A 15,899-nucleotide genomic window follows, 5' to 3' on the forward strand; every position below is an offset into this window, starting at 1 on the left:
GTCAGCCCGACCGCGGCGTGAGCGCCCCGTGCCAGACGACCTGCCCCAGAAGGCGCAGGTTGTCGAGCTCGGCCCCCGAGAGCATCCGGGGCGAGGCCGACGGGCCCGGCCCGGAGATCACCATCACGCCGGGCTGAGGCTGGCTCATGAAGTCGAGCGCGACGCGCCCGCCGTCGATATGCGCCCAGAGCGCCTGTCGGCCGACGCGCCGCGACGACGTGTCCACGAGGCAGAGCGCATCCTGCGGCAGAAGCGGCGAGTGCCGCGCGTCGGGTGCGCGCACGAAGGCCATGCGTTCGGGATCGAACCCGTTCTCGGCAAGCCATTCACGGGAAAAGGCGATGGGGGCGTGCGATGCGAAATCGCCGCAGGCCGGGTGGAACGGCATCGGCAGGAAACCCATGCGCAGGGCCTCGGGCCCGGCGGTCTTGGCGTCGGTGCCTTCGCGCGCCTCGGCAAAGCCGCGCGCGGCCCTGTCGGCGCTTTCGGGCATGATCATCCGCACGCCGATCTGCATCGCGTCGAGGATGCGCAGGATACGCGACACCTGCATGTCGCGCCCGTCGCGAAGGCTGCGCAACGTGCCCAGATCCAGCCCCAGCTTGCGCGCGTAACCGCGCAGGCCGTGGCGGGCGATGCCCTCCTCCGCGAGGGCGCGGACAGTATCGAGATCGAAGCGGGTCACGGGTGCGGTTTTGCATGAAAAAACCGTGTTGACTAGACGGTTAAAGTTTCGCACGATGTGCAATGTATTACACATTGCAAGAACTTAAGCCTTTTAGTCGAAGTAGTTGCGAGGAGCTCTCGGAGTGGTTGTCACGGGAAATTCAGGCATTGCATCCCCGGTGCGCCGGCATGTCCATGAGCCATATGTCATCTGACAGCACCGATCCCTTCGGCGATGTTCGCGCACTCATTCTCAAGGCGCGGCTTTTGCGCAACGTGATCCGGCACGGCAACCAACAGGCTGGACGCGACAACGCGATCCGTGAATATACCCACGCGCTCGACGCGCTTCTCGACCGGCTGGGCGAGATGCACGATCAGGGTCAACTCGACCCGACGACGCCGGACGAGTCGCGCGACTGAATCCACCGGGACTGCTGACCCCAACGCGTTGGTGCGCAATTCGCGTCATCCACAACTTATTGCGGTTATCCACAACAAATCGCTTTACAGGGCCTCTGACCTGCCTCACCATATCTGGTAAGGGCAGGCGGATCAGCCCCTGTCCGTAGAGCAGGCACCTAGCGCTTGGGGCGCGGCCTTACCCCGGCGCTAACAACGATAACGAGGTGGCGCCATGGCATTATCCGAGCAGTTCCTGACCGAAGATCTTCACCCCATCGACCTCGTCGAGCATATCGCGGCGCATCACGACTGGGATTTCGACCGCATCGGCGACGACCAGATCGCCATGGCCGTGGAAGGCCAGTGGCGGACCTATTCGATCACGCTGGCCTGGTCGGGATATGACGAGACGCTGCGCCTTGTGTGCACGTTCGAGATGGATCCCCCGGAAGAAAAGCTCGGTGATCTCTACCATACGCTCAACGAGGTTAACGATCAGTGTTGGGCCGGCGCGTTCACCTATTGGGCCGACCAGAAGCTGATGGTCTATCGCTATGGCCTGCTGATGACCGGCGGACAGGAGGTGGGGGCCGAGCAGCTTGACACCCTGATCCGGGCCGCCGTGCTGAGTGCCGAGCGTTTCTACCCGGCCTTCCAGCTTGTCGTCTGGGGCGGGCGCACGCCGGAAGAGGCGATGCAGGTGGCCATCGCGGAAGCCTACGGGCGGGCGTGAGCCGAACACGTCCGTTCTCGACGCCGCACCGCGTCACCATCGTCCGCCATATCCTGTCCAGCTTTCACGGCTGGCGGATCGCGGAGCCGAGTTCGCAAACGGATTGTCCTCATGGTCTTGAGATCGTAGCACTTGGGACGGGATGCGAAGAGGACCGGAGGTGCATATGAAAGATCTGGCTGAGCGCGGGCTCGTCCTGCTGGGCTGTGGCAAGATGGGGTCGGCGATGCTCGAGGGATGGCTGGCCGACGGGTTGCCGGCGCGCGCGGTTTGGGTGATCGACCCGAATCCCTCGGACTGGTTGAAGGGCACCGGCGTCACGATCAACGGCGACCTGCCCGGGGAGCCTGCCATCGTGCTCATTGCGGTGAAGCCGCAGATGATGGGCGATGCGCTTCCGTCGATCGCGGCCATGGGAAACGGCAAGACGCTTTTCGTCTCGGTCGCCGCCGGGACGCCGATCGCCGCCTACGAGGCCGCGCTGGGCGAAGCGAGCCCGATCATCCGCGCGATGCCCAACACGCCCGCCGCCGTGGGGCGGGGGATCACCGCGATCATCGGCAACGAGAAGGCCACGCCGGCGCATCTCGACCTGGCCGAGGACCTGCTGAGCGCGGTGGGGCAGGTGGTGCGCCTCGAGGACGAGAGCCAGATGGATGCGGTCACGGGGGTGAGCGGATCGGGGCCGGCCTACGTGTTCCACATGATCGAGTGCCTGGCGAAGGCGGGCGAGGCGCAGGGGTTGGCCCCCGAACTGGCCATGCAGCTTGCGCAGGCGACCGTGGCGGGGGCGGGGGCCTTGGCCGAAGGGTCGGACGAGACGCCCGAGCAGCTTCGGATCAACGTGACCAGCCCCAACGGCACCACGCAGGCGGGGCTCGAGGTGCTGATGGACGAGAAGCGGGGTCTTCCCGACCTCATGCGGCGCACGGTGGCGGCGGCGGCGGAGCGGTCGCGGGAGCTTTCCGATGGCTGAGCGCGCGCCCGAGATCGGGATCGAGGATTTCCTGAAGGTCGATATCCGGGTCGGAACCGTCACGCGGGCCGAGCCTTTTCCCGAGGCACGCAAGCCCGCGATCAAGCTCCGGGTCGATTTCGGACCGGATCTTGGCGAGAAGAAGACCTCGGCCCAGATCACCGAGCGTTATCGCCCCGACGACCTTGTCGGGCGGCAGGTGATCGCCGTCGTCAACTTCCCGCCGCGCCAGATCGGGCCGTTCATGTCGGAGGTGCTGGTGCTGGGCCTTTCGGACGAGGCGGGGGCGATCGTGCTTCTGGGTCCGGACCGGCCGGTGCCGGACGGGGAGCGGATGCATTGACGCGGGTCCTGATCACGCGCGCGCTTCCCGAGACGGTGTTGCGCGAGGCGGAAAAGCATTTCGAGATCGAGGTCCGCGACGATCCCGCGCCGCTCAAGCTGGGCCAGATGCGCGGCGCGCTGGCGCTCTACGATGGCATCCTGCCGACGCTGGGCGACATGTTCAGCGGCGAGGTCTTTGCCGATGCGGGCAGCACGCGGTGCCGCATCCTGGCCAATTTCGGGGTGGGCTACAATCACATCGACACGGGCGCGGCGCGCAAGGCGGGCATTGCCGTCACGAACACGCCGGGCGCCGTCACGGAGGCGACGGCGGATATCGCGCTCACGCTCATGCTGATGAGCGCGCGGCGCGCGGGCGAGGGAGAACGGATGGTGCGGCGGGGTGCGTGGACGGGCTGGCATCCGACGCAGATGCTGGGCCTGCACATGAGCGGCAAGACGGTGGGCATCTATGGCATGGGCCGCATCGGCCAGGCCGTCGCGCGGCGCTGTCACTTCGGGTTCGGGATGGAGGTGATATATGCCAACCGGTCGTCGAAGGACCTCGACTTTCCGGCCGAGCAGCTGGCCCCCGAGGCGATGGCCGCGCGTGCCGATATCGTGGTAGTCGCGGTGCCGGGCGGCGCCACGACGCGGCACCTGATCGGCGAGGATTTCCTTGGCGCGATGCAGTCGCATGCCCACCTGGTCAACGTGGCGCGGGGCGACGTGGTGGAGGAGGCCGCGCTCATCGCCGCGCTGGCCGAGGGGCGTATCGCCGGTGCGGGGCTTGACGTCTACGAGCACGAGCCCGAGGTGCCGGACGCGCTGATCGCCATGGAGAACGTGGTGCTTCTGCCGCATCTGGGGACCGCCGCGCTCGAGGTGCGGGAGGCGATGGGATACATGGCCGTCGAGAACCTGCGCGTGTTCTTCGCGGGCGAGACGCCGCCGAACCTGGTGAACTGAGCGGACGGGATGCGGGATCCCCGAAAGCAACCGGGCCGGAAAGTCGCGATTTTCCGCCGCGTTCGGCCGGGCACGCGCCTTGACCCCGGACTGGGCGTCGGGTTTTGTGGCGGAATCCAGAGGAGAGCGCGCTCATGACCACACCCGCCATCACCGGCACAGGCGTCTTCACCCCGCGCGAGACGATCACCAACGATGAGCTGGTCGCGGCGTTCAATGCCTATGCCGACCGTTTCAACGAGCAGAATGCCGAGGCCATTGCCGCCGGCGAGGTGGAGGCGAAGGCGCCGTCCTCGTCGGAGTTCATCGTCAGCGCCTCGGGGATCGAGCAGCGCTACGTGATGGACAAGTCGGGGGTTCTGGACCCCGAGATCATGCACCCGGTCCTGCGCGCGCGCAGCGATGACGAGCCGGGACTGATGGCGGAAATGGCGCTCGACGCGGCGCGACAGGCGCTCGAAAAGGCCGGGCGCGCGGCGTCGGAGGTGGATCTCGTCATCTGCGCGGCGTCGAACCACGAACGGGCCTATCCGGCGATCGCGATCGAGATACAGGAGCTTCTGGGCGCCGGCGGGTTCGCGTTCGACATGAACGTGGCCTGTTCATCGGCGACCTTCGGCCTTCAGGCTGCCGCCGACATGATCCGCGGCGGGTCGGCCAGATGCGCGCTGATCGTCAATCCCGAGATCTGCTCGGCGCACCTGGAGTGGCGCGATCGGGATTGCCACTTCATCTTCGGCGATGTCTGCACGGCGGTCGTGGTAGAGCCCGAGGAGCGGGCCAAGGGGGCGCATTTCCGCGTCCTCTCGACGCGCTGCGCGACGCAGTTCTCGAACAACATCCGCAACAACAACGGCTTCCTGCGCCGGACGCGGCCGGGGCAGATGGAGGATCGTCGCGACATGCAGTTCATGCAGGAGGGGCGAAAGGTCTTCAAGGAAGTGCTGCCGCTTGTCTCGAAGCATATAGCGGACCACATGGCCGAGGAGGGCGTGGCGGCGGACGATCTGAAGCGGCTGTGGCTCCACCAGGCGAACAAGTCGATGAACGATTTCATCGGGCGCAAGGTGCTGGGCCGGGTGCCCGACCCGGAGGAGCAGCCGAACATCCTCCAGGATTATGCCAATACCTCGTCGGCGGGTTCCATGATCGCGTTCTCGCAATATTCCGACGATCTGAACCCCGGCGACCGTGGCCTCATCTGTTCCTTCGGCGCCGGCTACTCGGTGGGATCGGTCCTGGTCGAGAGGGCGTGACGGGACGGGTCGCCGAGGGATCGCGCGGTGGGGTAACACGCCGTTAAAGCCTACATCGTGCGCTGCCGCAGTTCCGTGGGGGTCGTGCCGAAGCGTCCCCGCACCGCGCGAGACAGCGCGGCGGGCGAATCGTAGCCGCAGCGTAGGGCGATCTCGGCCACCCCCAGACCCGTCCCCTCGAGCATCTTGCGTGCCGCCGAGAGGCGCAGGTGACGATAGACGGTGCCGGGCGGAGCGCCCAGGCCGCGGCGGAAATGCCGGTCGAGCGTGCGGGGCTGGCAGGAAAGGCGCCGCGACAGCTCGGCCAGTGGCAGGGGGGCCTCGACATGCTCGCGCATCAGGTCGAGCGCGCGGCCCACGAGCGGATCGCCGACGCCGGGCAGGCCGCCCCGGGGCGTGTCCTTGATGAACTGATCCTCGACGTCGAGCCGCGCGGCCTGGCCCAGATGCGCGCTGACGAGGGCCAGCACGAGATCGAGCGCCGAGAGCGCGCCCGCGCAGGTGATGACCGGCCCGTCGCGCAGGTAGCGCGCGCGCGTCACGTCGATGTCGAGAAAGCGTTCGGAAAAGGCGGTGAGCAGATCCCAGTGGATCGTCGCGCGCCGTCCCGCCAGCAGCCCGGCCGATGCCATGAGCCAGGGCCCCGCATCGAGCCCGACCGTCGTGACCGCCTTCGACGCCGCGGCCCGAAGGGTGCGCCGGGTGGCCGCGGTGTCGTGCGTGATGTGGCCATAGCTCGCGTGGACGAAGAGGTAATCGCAGGAGGTGAGCGAGGATAGCGCCCCGTCCGGCACGATGCCTATGCCCGAAGAGGTCTGCACCGGTGCCCCGTCAAGGGTCAGGATGCGCCAGTCGAAGACATGGCGATGCGTCACCGCGTTGGCGGCGCGCAGGGGCTCGAGACAGTTCGCCATGCAGAGGTTCGAGAAGTCCTCGAACACGAGGAAGGCGATGCGCACCTGCGCGGGATCGGTGTTTGTCCATTTCTGCATCATGATTGACTAATACTGCAAAATTCGCGGATGCGCCACCGCTAGGCTATGCGCAACCAGACATTGGAGGATTCGATGCCGCTTACCATGAACCGCGACGTTTTCATCACCTGTGCCGTCACCGGGTCGGGCGGGACGCAGGACCGGAGCCCCCATGTGCCACGGAGTCCTGAACAAATCGCCGAGAGCGCGATCGCAGCCGCCAAGGCGGGCGCGGCCATCGTGCATTGCCACGTGCGCGACCCCGAGACCGGCGCGCCGAGCCGTGACGTGGGTCTTTTCCGCGAACTGACCGAGCGTATCCGCGCGTCGGACACGGATGTCGTGCTGAACCTCACCGCGGGGATGGGTGGAGACATCACCTTCGGCGACCCCGAAAACCCGCTTCCGGTCAACGAGATGGGCACCGACATGGCCGGCGCGACCGAGCGCGTGGCGCATGTGGCCGAGTGCCGCCCCGAGATCTGCACGCTCGACTGTGGCACGATGAACTTCGCCGAGGCCGATTACGTCATGACGAACACGCCGGGTATGCTCACCGAGATGGGGCGCATGATGACCGAGCTGGGCGTCAAGCCCGAGATCGAGGCGTTCGACACCGGGCACCTTTGGTATGCCAAGCAACTGGTGAAGGACGGCGTGCTGGACAGCCCCGCGCTTGTCCAGCTTTGCATGGGGGTGCCGTGGGGCGCGCCCAATGACCTCAACACCTTCATGGCGATGGTCAACAACGTCCCCGACGACTGGGCCTGGTCGGCGTTTTCGCTGGGCCGTGACCAGATGCCCTATGTCGCCGCGAGCGTGCTGGCAGGCGGGAACGTGCGCGTGGGTCTCGAGGACAACCTGATGCTGGACAAGGGCGTCCTGGCCGAGAACTGGCAACTGGTTGAACGCGCAAGAGAAATCATCGAGCGGCTGGGCGCCAAGGTCATGGGACCGGAGGCCGTGCGCGAGACGCTGGGCCTGACGAAGAGGGCGCCGGTTTGAAGGGGTTAACGCACCGAACGGAACGTCGGTATCCATGTCGGTATCCACGTCGGTATCATGTCGGTGCGCTTTTCGCCGCTCTCGCGTTCGTTAACGCGGCGGGCGCGGAGGCGGCGGACTGGCAGGGTGTCTGGACCTATGACCTCGACTGGTGCATGCCGGCCGAGAAGATCGGCACCACGATCCCCGCGCCGGTGCTCTACACGGACGAGAAGGTGACCGGCTACGAGAATTTCTGCGAGGTGACGCAGACCGAGACGCTGGACGAGGGTGTCACGCGGCTCGCGCTTCGCTGCGACGCGGAGGGCGAGATCTACGAGGAACGGAAATTCCTGATGGTGCAGGGCGACACGATGTGGGCCTGGTCGCTGGTCGAGGGGTTCGACCCGACGATGACGGAGTTCCAGCGGTGTCCGGGCTAGGCCGCAGGGTTCTTGTCACCGGCGGCGGTGCGGGGATCGGGCGGAGCTTCGCCCGCCGCTTCGTCGAGGCGGGCGACCGGGTGGCGATCTGCGACGCGGAGGCGGGCGCCGTGGCCGAGGTCGCGGCCGCGCATCCCGGCCTGATCGCGCGCAGGGTCGACGTGCGCGACGAGGCGGGCATGGATGCCTTCCTGTCCGAGGTCGAGAAGGCCTGGGGCGGCGTGGACGTGGTCTGTGCCAATGCGGGCACCGGCGGCCCGGTGGGGCGGATCGAGGAGCTGGACTACGGGGCGTGGCAGGAGTGCGTGGCGGTGAACCTGCATGGCGCGTTCCTCACCTGCCGCTGGGCCGCGCGGGTGATGCGGGCGCAGGGGGCGGGCCTCATCGTGCTGACCTCGTCGACGTCCGGGCAATGGGGCGTGCCGTACCGCTCGCCCTACGTGGCGGCGAAGTGGGGGATCGTGGGGCTGACCAAGACGCTCGCCATGGAGCTTGGGCCGGCGGGCGTGCGCGTCAACGCGATCTGCCCCGGCGCGGTCGAGGGCGCGCGGATGGAGCGCGTGCTCGAGGGTGAGGCGCGCGCGGGCGGCAAGACGGTGGACGAGGTGCGGCGGTTCTACGCGGAAGGCACCAGCCTTCGGGCATGGGTGACCGAGGACGAACTGGCCGACACGGTGCTGTTCCTCGCCTCGGACGCGGCGCGCAAGATTTCGGGGCAGATCATTGCCATCGACGGACATACGGAGCGAATGACATGACGAAAAAGGCGGCGATCATCGGTGGTGGCGTCATCGGCGGCGGCTGGGCCGCGCGGTTCCTGCTGAACGGGTGGGACGTGCGCGTCTTCGACCCCGACCCGGAGGCCGAGCGCAAGATCGGCGAGGTCATGGCGGGCGCGCGGCGCGCGTTGCCGATGCTCTACGATCATGCGCTGCCCGAGGAGGGCGCTATGACGTTTCACGGCTCGATCGCCGAGGCGGTCGAGGGGGCCGATTGGGTGCAGGAAAGCGTGAGCGAGCGGCTGGACCTCAAGCACAAGGTCATGGCCGAGATACAGGCCGCCAACCCGGGCGTCCCGATCGGGTCATCGACGAGCGGCTACAAGCCTTCGCAGCTTCAGGAAGGTGCAGCCGATCCGGGACGGATCATGGTCGCGCACCCGTTCAACCCCGTCTACCTCCTGCCGCTGATCGAGGTGGTGCCGTCGCCTGCAACCGACGAGGCCGCGGTCGAGGAGGCCGAGACGATCCTGCGCGAGGTCGGGCTTTATCCGCTGCGGGTGCGCCAGGAGATCGACGCGCATATCGCCGACCGTTTCCTCGAGGCCGTCTGGCGCGAGGCGCTGTGGCTGGTCAAGGACGGGGTGGCCACGACCGAGGAGATCGACAACGCGATCCGCTACGGTTTCGGCCTGCGCTGGGCGCAGATGGGCCTGTTCGAGACCTACCGCGTGGCGGGCGGCGAGGCGGGGATGCGGCATTTCATGGCGCAGTTCGGCCCCGCGCTGAAATGGCCGTGGACCAAGCTCATGGACGTGCCCGAGTTCGATGACGAGCTGGTCGAGCTGATCGCCGGGCAATCGGACGCGCAGTCGGGCCACATGTCCATCCGCGAGCTGGAGCGCCAGCGCGACGGCAATCTCGTGGCGATGATGCGCGCGCTCAAGCAGCAGGGCACGGCGGCGGGCGCGCTGATCACCGAGCATCAGAAAACCCTGCGCCCCACGCTCGAGGAGGCGGCGCCGATGCGCACGGTGCGCCGCGTGGTGCCCGTGGACTGGACCGACATGAACGGGCACATGAACGAAGGCCGTTACGGCCAGATCTTCTCGGACGCGGCCGAGGCGGTGATGGCGCATGTAGGGGCCGATGACGACTATGTCGCCGCGGGGATGAGCTACTTCACGGTCGAGACCACGGTGAAATACCTGGCGGAGACCCATGCGGGCGAGATGGTCGAGGTCTGGACCCGCGTGACCGAGGGCGAGGGCAAGAAGCTGCGCTGCCTTCACGAGATGCGGCGCGCGGCGGATGGCGAGGTACTGGCCACCTGCGACCAGTTGATGCTCCACGTGAGCCTCGAGACGCGGCGGACCTGTCTGCCCACGGATCACGTGCGCGAGAATGTCGAACGGCTGGCCGCGCTGCACGCAGGGGGCGCGTGACATGTCGCGGCCGGGCAGCCTTCGGGAGACGAACGCGCAGCGCGCGATGCCTGCGCATTTCTATATCGACGAGGGTGTGCTGGCCCGCGAGCGCGACATGCTGTTCGATCACTGGCAACTGGTCGGTCACGAGAAACAACTGGCCGAGCCGGGCGCCTTCCTGACGGTCACGCTTCATGACCAGGATTACTTCCTGTTGCGGGGACAGGATGACGTGATCCGCGGCTTCGCCAATGTCTGTCCGCACCGGGGGCATCGCCTGGTGGACGGGCAGGGCTTCAAGGCGCGCATCACCTGCCCCTATCACGCCTGGACCTTCACCCATACCGGCGCGCTCATGGGCCTTCAGCGGACCCGGACGACCCAGGCGCCCGACCGCGCGGATATCGGGCTGACCGAGGTGAAGGTGGACAGCCTGGCGGGGTTCCTCTTCATGAATCCCAACGGCAATGCGGCGCCGCTTGACGACTACGCGCCCGGCCTTGCCGAGCAGATCGCGCGGCACTGCCCGGACCTTCCGCGCTACGCGATCGAGGAGGGGCCGGCGCTGGGCCACAGCTACACCTGCGATGCCAACTGGAAGGTGCTGATCGACAATTACCTCGAATGCCACCATTGCGGCACGGCGCATGACACGTTCAACGACATGATGGACATCGCGGCCTCGACCTTCGAACTGTTCGAGACCTACACGTTCCAGACCGCGCCCACCGCCCGCAAGCCCGACAATCGCGCCTTCCCGCTCGACCTCGCGCATGACGTGACGGTGGGGCATTTCTGGTATCTCTTTCCCAACACGGTCCTGGGGCAGTTTCCGGGCGCGCATGGCTTCTATGCCTCGCGCTTCGATGCGCTCACGCCGCACCGGACCGAGCGGCGCACCTTCTCGCTGATCGCCGATCCGCCGACCGATCCCGGCATGGCCGAACGCAACCGCCTGCGCAGCGAATGGTCGTCCAGCGTCGTGAGCCAGGAGGACCGCAGGCTGTGCGAGAACGTCCAGCGCGGCATGCGTCAGCGGGCGTTCACGCAGGGGTGGTATGTCACCGACCCGGAGGCGCACGGCATTTCGGAACACGCGATGCGCCACTTTCACCAGATCTATCAGTCAGCATTGGAGACGACATGAATTTCGGACTGACAGAGGAACAGGAGATGATCGTCTCGACGGTGCGCAGCTTCGTCGAGAAGGAGATCTATCCCCATGAGGCGGAAGTCGAGCGCACCGGCGAGGTGCCGAAGGAGGTGGCCGAGGAGATCAAGCGCAAGACGCTGGAGCTCGGATTCTACGCCTGCAACTTCCCCGAGGAGGTGGGCGGCGCGGGGCTGAGCCATCTCGAATTCGCGCTGGTCGAGCGCGAGCTTGGGCGCGGGTCGATGGCGCTCACGCATTTCTTCGGGCGGCCGCAGAACATCCTGATGGCCAGCGAAGGCGAGCAGCGCGAGCGCTACCTGCTGCCCGCGGTGCGCGGTGAGCGGATGGATGCGCTGGCGATGACCGAGCCCGACGCCGGATCGGACGTGCGCGGCATGAAATGCACCGCGCGGCGCGAGGGCGGCGACTGGGTGGTCAACGGGACCAAGCACTTCATCTCGGGCGCCGACCACGCCGATTTCATCATCGTCTTCATCGCCACGGGCGAGGACCAGACCGACAAAGGTCCGAAGAAGCGCATCACCGCCTTCCTCGTCGATCGCGGCACGCCGGGGTTCACCATCCGCGACGGCTACAAGTCGGTAAGCCACCGGGGCTACAAGAACATGGTGCTCGAGTTCGACGATTGCCGGCTGCCCGATGCCCAGGTGCTGGGCGAGGTGGATGGCGGGTTCGCGGTGATGAACGAATGGCTCTACGCCACGCGGATCACGGTCGCCACGATGAGCGTGGGCCGCGCGCGGCGGGTCTTCGACTACGCGCTGAACTACGCCGCCGAGCGCAAGCAGTTCGGCCAGCAGATCGGCAAGTTCCAGGGCGTGAGCTTCCAGATCGCCGACATGATCACCGAGATCGACGCGGCGGACTGGCTCACGCTCGCCTCGGCCTGGCGGCTCGACGAGGGGCTGCCCGCGAACCGCGAGATCGCGAGCGCGAAACTATACGCGTCCGAGATGCTGGCGCGGGTGACGGATGCGACGCTCCAGATATTCGGGGGAATGGGCCTCATGGACGACTATCCCGTAGAGCGGTTCTGGCGCGATGCGCGGGTCGAGCGCATCTGGGACGGCACGAGCGAGATCCAGCGCCACATCATCAGCCGCGAGTTGTTGCGGCCGCTCGGAGCATAAGAGTCTTCATGCCTGCGGCGCGGATATTTGGAGCAAGAAGAAGGGGGAGGACCAGGCCCTCCCCCGGTGAAAGGCTGAACGCCCTTCTCCTTGCACGGTCATCGGCGTCCCCGCCTGTACCGTGACCCGAGGATGGGGGCGCGTGGTTAACATTCGGTGAGCGCGCCTTCTTCTTGCATCAAGTATCCCCGCCGGAGGCAAAACAATCATGTCGGAGCAGCAGCCCCATGCGTGACCTCACCCGCCTTTTCCAACCGAAATCCATCGCCGTGATCGGCGGCGGCTTCTGGTGTGCCAACGTGATCGAACAATGCCGCAAGATGGGGTTCGATGGCCCGGTCTGGCCGGTCCACCCGAGCCGCGAGACAGTGGGCGGCGTGGCCGCGCACCCCTCGCTCGACGCGCTGCCGGGCGTGCCGGATGCCGTTTTCGTGGGCGTGAACCGCGCGCTGACCGTCGAGATGGTGGCGGAACTCGCCCGGATGGGCGCGGGCGGCGCGGTCTGTTTCGCCAGCGGCTTCCGCGAGGCGCAGGCCGAGACGGGCGACGGCGAGAGCTTGCAGGCGGCCCTCCTGGAGGCGGCGGGCGACATGCCCATCGTGGGGCCGAACTGCTACGGTTTCATCAACTACCTCGATGGGGCGCTTCTCTGGCCGGACCAGCATGGCGGGGTGCGGCAGGAACGCGGGGTGGCGATCCTGACGCAAAGCTCGAACATGGCGATCAACATGACCATGCAGGCGCGCGGGCTGCCGCTTGCCTACGTCGCGACGGCCGGGAACCAGGCGCAGACCGGGCTGTCCGAGATCGGCGCGGCGCTGCTCGAGGACAGCCGCGTCACGGCGCTGGGCCTGCATATCGAGGGGGTGGGCGACCTGCGCGCCTTCGAGGCGTTGGCGGCGCGCGCGCGGAGCCTCGGCAAGCCGATCGTGGCGCTCAAGGTCGGCAAGTCGCAACAGGCCCAGAGCGCCGCGGTGTCGCATACCGCCTCGGTCGCCGGGTCGGACGCGGGCGCGCGCGCGCTGCTCGAGCGGCTCGGGATCGCGCGGGTCGAGAGCCTGCCCGCGCTTCTCGAGACGCTGAAACTTCTGCATTTCGCGGGGCCGTTGCCGACGAACCGGATCGTGTCGCTTTCCTGTTCGGGTGGCGAGGCGAGCCTCATGGCCGACAGCGCGCTGGGGCGGGGCATCGCCTTTCCGCCGTTGAGCGAGACGCAGAGCGAGGGGCTGCGCGCGGCGCTGGGGCCGAAGGTGGCGCTGGCCAATCCGCTCGATTACCACACCTATATCTGGGACGATGTCGATGCCATGACACGCACCTTCACCGCCGCGCTGCGGGGCGACGTGGCGATGGGTGTCGTGATCGCGGATTTCCCGCGCACCGACCGATGCAGCGATCACCAGTGGGATTGCGTGATCGCCGCGACGGGCGCGGCATCGCGCCAGGCCGGGCGGCCCGTCGCGGTGGTCGCGAGCCTGCCCGAGGGCCTGTCGGAGGAAGTCGCGGCGAAGCTGGTGGCGGAGGGCGTCGTGCCCATGCAGGGGCTCGACGATGCGATCACCGCCATCGCCTGTGCCGCGCGGCTGGGCGAGGCAAGGGAAGCGGCGCCGCCCGTGCTGTTGCCGGGAGAGCCGGAGGAGCCGGTGACGCTGAGTGAGGCCGAGGCCAAGGCGGCGCTGGCGCGGCACGGGGTGACGGTGGCGCGGGCCGAGGAGGCCACGGGGGCGCACGCGGCTGCCGAGGCTGCGGCGCGGATCGGCGGGCGGGTCGTGCTGAAGGGCGCGGGCGTCGCGCACAAGACCGAGGCGGGGCTCGTCGCGCTCGATCTCGGCCCCGATGAGGTCGAAGCCGCGGCGCGCGCCATGGGCTGCGAACGCTTCCTCGTCGAGGAAATGGTGACCGGGGCCGTGGCCGAGCTTCTGGTCGGCGTGGTGCGCGATCCGGCGCATGGTTTCGTACTCACGCTCGGGGCGGGCGGCACGCTCACCGAGATCCTGCGTGACAGCGTGTCGCTCCTGCTGCCGGTGACGGAGACGGAGCTACGCACGGCGCTCGACCGGCTTCGTATCGCGCCGGTTCTTTCGGGGTATCGCGGAAAGCCGGGTGCGGACATGGCCGCGATCGTCGATGAGGTTCTGGCGGTTCAATCCTATGTCGAGGCCCATCGCGAGATGCTGGAAGAGGTGGAGATCAACCCGCTCATGGTCACGCCTGACAAGGCGGTGGCGGCGGATGCGTTGATCCGCGTGGGCCGGTGACGGCGCGCCGCAAGCTCGGGGCGCTGCTCTTTCCCGGGTTCGAGATGCTCGATCTCTACGGGCCGCTCGAGATGTTCGCGATGCGTCCCGATGCGTTCGAGATCGCGACGGTGGCCGAGCGCGCGGGGCCGGTTCCGGCGGCGAATGGTCCGGCGACCGTGGCCGAGGCGGGATTTGCCGATCTGGCCTATGTGGATATCCTGCTCGTGCCCGGGGGGCCGGGCACGCGGGGGGAAGTCGAGAACGAGGTGCTGCTCGCGTGGTTGCGGGATACCGGGGCGCGGGCCGAGATCCTCGCCTCGGTTTGCACCGGTGCGGTGCTGCTGGCGGCGGCGGGGCACCTGGACGGACGCGCCGCCACCACGAACAAGCGCGCCTTCGCCTGGGTCGCGGGGACGCGGTCGGCGGTCGATTGGCGACCCGCGGCGCGCTGGATCGAGACGGACAAGGTCTTCACCGCCTCGGGGGTGAGTGCGGGGATGGACATGGCGCTGGCCCTGATGGCACGGCTGCTTGGTCGCGAGGCCGCGCGACAGGCCGCGCACGAGGCGGAATATATCTGGAACGACGATCCCGGTGCGGATCCCTTTGCAACCGACTGGAAGGAGAGACGAGATGAGCGATAACCCGATCAGGACAGACCGGCGGGGCCACGTGCTCGAGGTGACGCTCGACCGGCCCAAGGCCAACGCGATCGACCTGAAGACCAGCCGCATGATGGGCGAGGTGTTCCGCGACTTCCGCGACGATGACGATCTGCGCGTCGCGGTGATCACCGGGGCGGGCGAGAAGTTCTTCTGCCCCGGCTGGGACCTGAAGGCCGCCGCAGATGGCGACGAGGTCGATGGCGACTATGGCGTGGGCGGCTTCGGCGGCATCCAGGAGTTGCGCGCGATGAACAAGCCGATCATCGCCGCGGTGAACGGTATCTGCTGCGGCGGGGGCCTGGAATGGGCGCTGTCGGCGGACATCATCCTTGCGGCCGATCACGCGAGCTTCGCGCTGCCGGAGATCAGGTCGGGCACGGTGGCGGATGCGGCGTCGATCAAGCTGCCCAAGCGCATTCCCTTTCACATCGCGATGGAGATGCTGCTCACCGGGCGCTGGATCGACGCGGAGGAGGCCGCGCGCTGGGGCATGATCAACCGCATCGTGCCGGCGGACGAGCTGATGGACGAGGCGCGAAAGCTGGCCGATCACCTCGCTTCGGGCCCGCCGCTTGTCTATGCCGCGATCAAGGAGATCGTGCGCGAGGCCGAGGCGATGACCTTCCAGGACGCGATGAACCGTATCAACGGGCGGCAGTTCGAGACGGTCGACGTGCTTTATTCCTCGGAGGATCAGAAGGAGGGCGCGCGCGCCTTCGCCGAGAAGCGCGATCCGGTCTGGAAGGGGCGTTAGACGAAAACTGGTGCGACGGGATTAGGCGATGCAGGAGGAAGCGCCGCGCCGTGGGTGCGG

17 protein-coding genes are annotated in these 15,899 nt (G+C 67.6%); 15 read left to right on the forward strand and 2 right to left on the reverse strand.

What is annotated here, in order from left to right:
• Position 1 precedes the first annotated feature (1 nt).
• Complete coding sequence (locus K1T73_RS05610; protein WP_220602988.1) at positions 2–685, reverse strand: hypothetical protein; 684 nt, start codon at positions 683–685, stop codon at positions 2–4.
• Positions 686–855: 170 nt separating this feature from the next.
• On the opposite strand from K1T73_RS05610, the gene K1T73_RS05615 reads away from it, so the two are divergent.
• The 6 genes from K1T73_RS05615 (at position 856) to K1T73_RS05640 (ending at position 5,329) form a co-directional block, all read left to right on the forward strand.
• Positions 856–1,089 carry a hypothetical protein gene (locus K1T73_RS05615; RefSeq protein ID WP_220602989.1) on the forward strand — a complete coding sequence of 78 codons (234 nt, stop codon included), beginning with the start codon at positions 856–858 and terminating at the stop codon, positions 1,087–1,089.
• A gap of 214 nt (positions 1,090–1,303) precedes the next feature.
• Positions 1,304–1,804 (forward strand): YbjN domain-containing protein, encoded by a 501-nt coding sequence (locus K1T73_RS05620; protein ID WP_220602990.1) that lies wholly within the window; start codon positions 1,304–1,306, stop codon positions 1,802–1,804.
• 166 nt (positions 1,805–1,970) lie between these two features.
• On the forward strand, positions 1,971–2,780 hold the full coding sequence (proC, locus tag K1T73_RS05625; protein WP_220602991.1) for a pyrroline-5-carboxylate reductase: 810 nt from the start codon (positions 1,971–1,973) through the stop codon (positions 2,778–2,780).
• Positions 2,773–3,123 (forward strand): tRNA-binding protein, encoded by a 351-nt coding sequence (locus K1T73_RS05630; RefSeq protein ID WP_220602992.1) that lies wholly within the window; start codon positions 2,773–2,775, stop codon positions 3,121–3,123. The genes proC and K1T73_RS05630 overlap by 8 nt, the downstream gene beginning before the upstream one ends.
• Positions 3,120–4,073: a D-glycerate dehydrogenase gene (locus K1T73_RS05635; protein WP_220602993.1), complete on the forward strand. Its 954-nt coding sequence runs from the start codon at positions 3,120–3,122 to the stop codon at positions 4,071–4,073. The genes K1T73_RS05630 and K1T73_RS05635 overlap by 4 nt, the downstream gene beginning before the upstream one ends.
• 134 nt (positions 4,074–4,207) lie before the next feature.
• Complete coding sequence (locus tag K1T73_RS05640) at positions 4,208–5,329, forward strand: beta-ketoacyl-ACP synthase III (RefSeq protein WP_220602994.1); 1,122 nt, start codon at positions 4,208–4,210, stop codon at positions 5,327–5,329.
• A 50-nt stretch (positions 5,330–5,379) separates the two neighbouring features.
• Here the strand turns inward: K1T73_RS05640 and K1T73_RS05645 are convergent, their stop codons facing one another.
• Positions 5,380–6,324: a GlxA family transcriptional regulator gene (locus tag K1T73_RS05645; RefSeq protein WP_259400455.1), complete on the reverse strand. Its 945-nt coding sequence runs from the start codon at positions 6,322–6,324 to the stop codon at positions 5,380–5,382.
• A gap of 72 nt (positions 6,325–6,396) precedes the next feature.
• Between K1T73_RS05645 and K1T73_RS05650 the strand changes: the two genes are divergently transcribed.
• The 9 genes from K1T73_RS05650 to K1T73_RS05690 all read left to right on the forward strand — a co-directional run bounded on the left by K1T73_RS05650 (position 6,397) and on the right by K1T73_RS05690 (position 15,839).
• Positions 6,397–7,308, forward strand: coding sequence for a 3-keto-5-aminohexanoate cleavage protein (locus tag K1T73_RS05650; RefSeq protein ID WP_220602995.1), 912 nt, complete (start codon positions 6,397–6,399; stop codon positions 7,306–7,308).
• Positions 7,309–7,463: 155 nt separating this feature from the next.
• Complete coding sequence (locus K1T73_RS05655) at positions 7,464–7,730, forward strand: hypothetical protein (RefSeq protein WP_220602996.1); 267 nt, start codon at positions 7,464–7,466, stop codon at positions 7,728–7,730.
• Complete coding sequence (locus K1T73_RS05660; protein WP_220602997.1) at positions 7,718–8,488, forward strand: SDR family oxidoreductase; 771 nt, start codon at positions 7,718–7,720, stop codon at positions 8,486–8,488. The genes K1T73_RS05655 and K1T73_RS05660 overlap by 13 nt, the downstream gene beginning before the upstream one ends.
• Complete coding sequence (locus K1T73_RS05665) at positions 8,485–9,894, forward strand: carnitine 3-dehydrogenase (protein WP_220602998.1); 1,410 nt, start codon at positions 8,485–8,487, stop codon at positions 9,892–9,894. Before K1T73_RS05660 ends, K1T73_RS05665 begins: the two co-directional genes overlap by 4 nt.
• A gap of 1 nt (position 9,895) precedes the next feature.
• On the forward strand, positions 9,896–11,023 hold the full coding sequence (locus K1T73_RS05670; RefSeq protein ID WP_220602999.1) for an aromatic ring-hydroxylating dioxygenase subunit alpha: 1,128 nt from the start codon (positions 9,896–9,898) through the stop codon (positions 11,021–11,023).
• The gene (locus K1T73_RS05675) at positions 11,020–12,180 is read left to right on the forward strand and encodes an acyl-CoA dehydrogenase family protein (protein ID WP_220603000.1); all 1,161 of its coding nucleotides are present in this window, start codon (positions 11,020–11,022) and stop codon (positions 12,178–12,180) included. The genes K1T73_RS05670 and K1T73_RS05675 overlap by 4 nt, the downstream gene beginning before the upstream one ends.
• 227 nt (positions 12,181–12,407) lie before the next feature.
• Positions 12,408–14,438, forward strand: a complete 2,031-nt coding sequence (locus tag K1T73_RS05680) for an acetate--CoA ligase family protein (RefSeq protein WP_220603001.1) — start codon at positions 12,408–12,410, stop codon at positions 14,436–14,438.
• Positions 14,435–15,064, forward strand: coding sequence for a DJ-1/PfpI family protein (locus K1T73_RS05685; RefSeq protein ID WP_259400456.1), 630 nt, complete (start codon positions 14,435–14,437; stop codon positions 15,062–15,064). Before K1T73_RS05680 ends, K1T73_RS05685 begins: the two co-directional genes overlap by 4 nt.
• The gene (locus K1T73_RS05690; RefSeq protein WP_220603002.1) at positions 15,054–15,839 is read left to right on the forward strand and encodes a carnitinyl-CoA dehydratase; all 786 of its coding nucleotides are present in this window, start codon (positions 15,054–15,056) and stop codon (positions 15,837–15,839) included. Before K1T73_RS05685 ends, K1T73_RS05690 begins: the two co-directional genes overlap by 11 nt.
• Positions 15,840–15,899: the final 60 nt, after the last annotated feature.

The sequence above is a fragment of the Roseovarius sp. SCSIO 43702 genome, assembly GCF_019599045.1.
GTDB lineage: Bacteria > Pseudomonadota > Alphaproteobacteria > Rhodobacterales > Rhodobacteraceae > Roseovarius.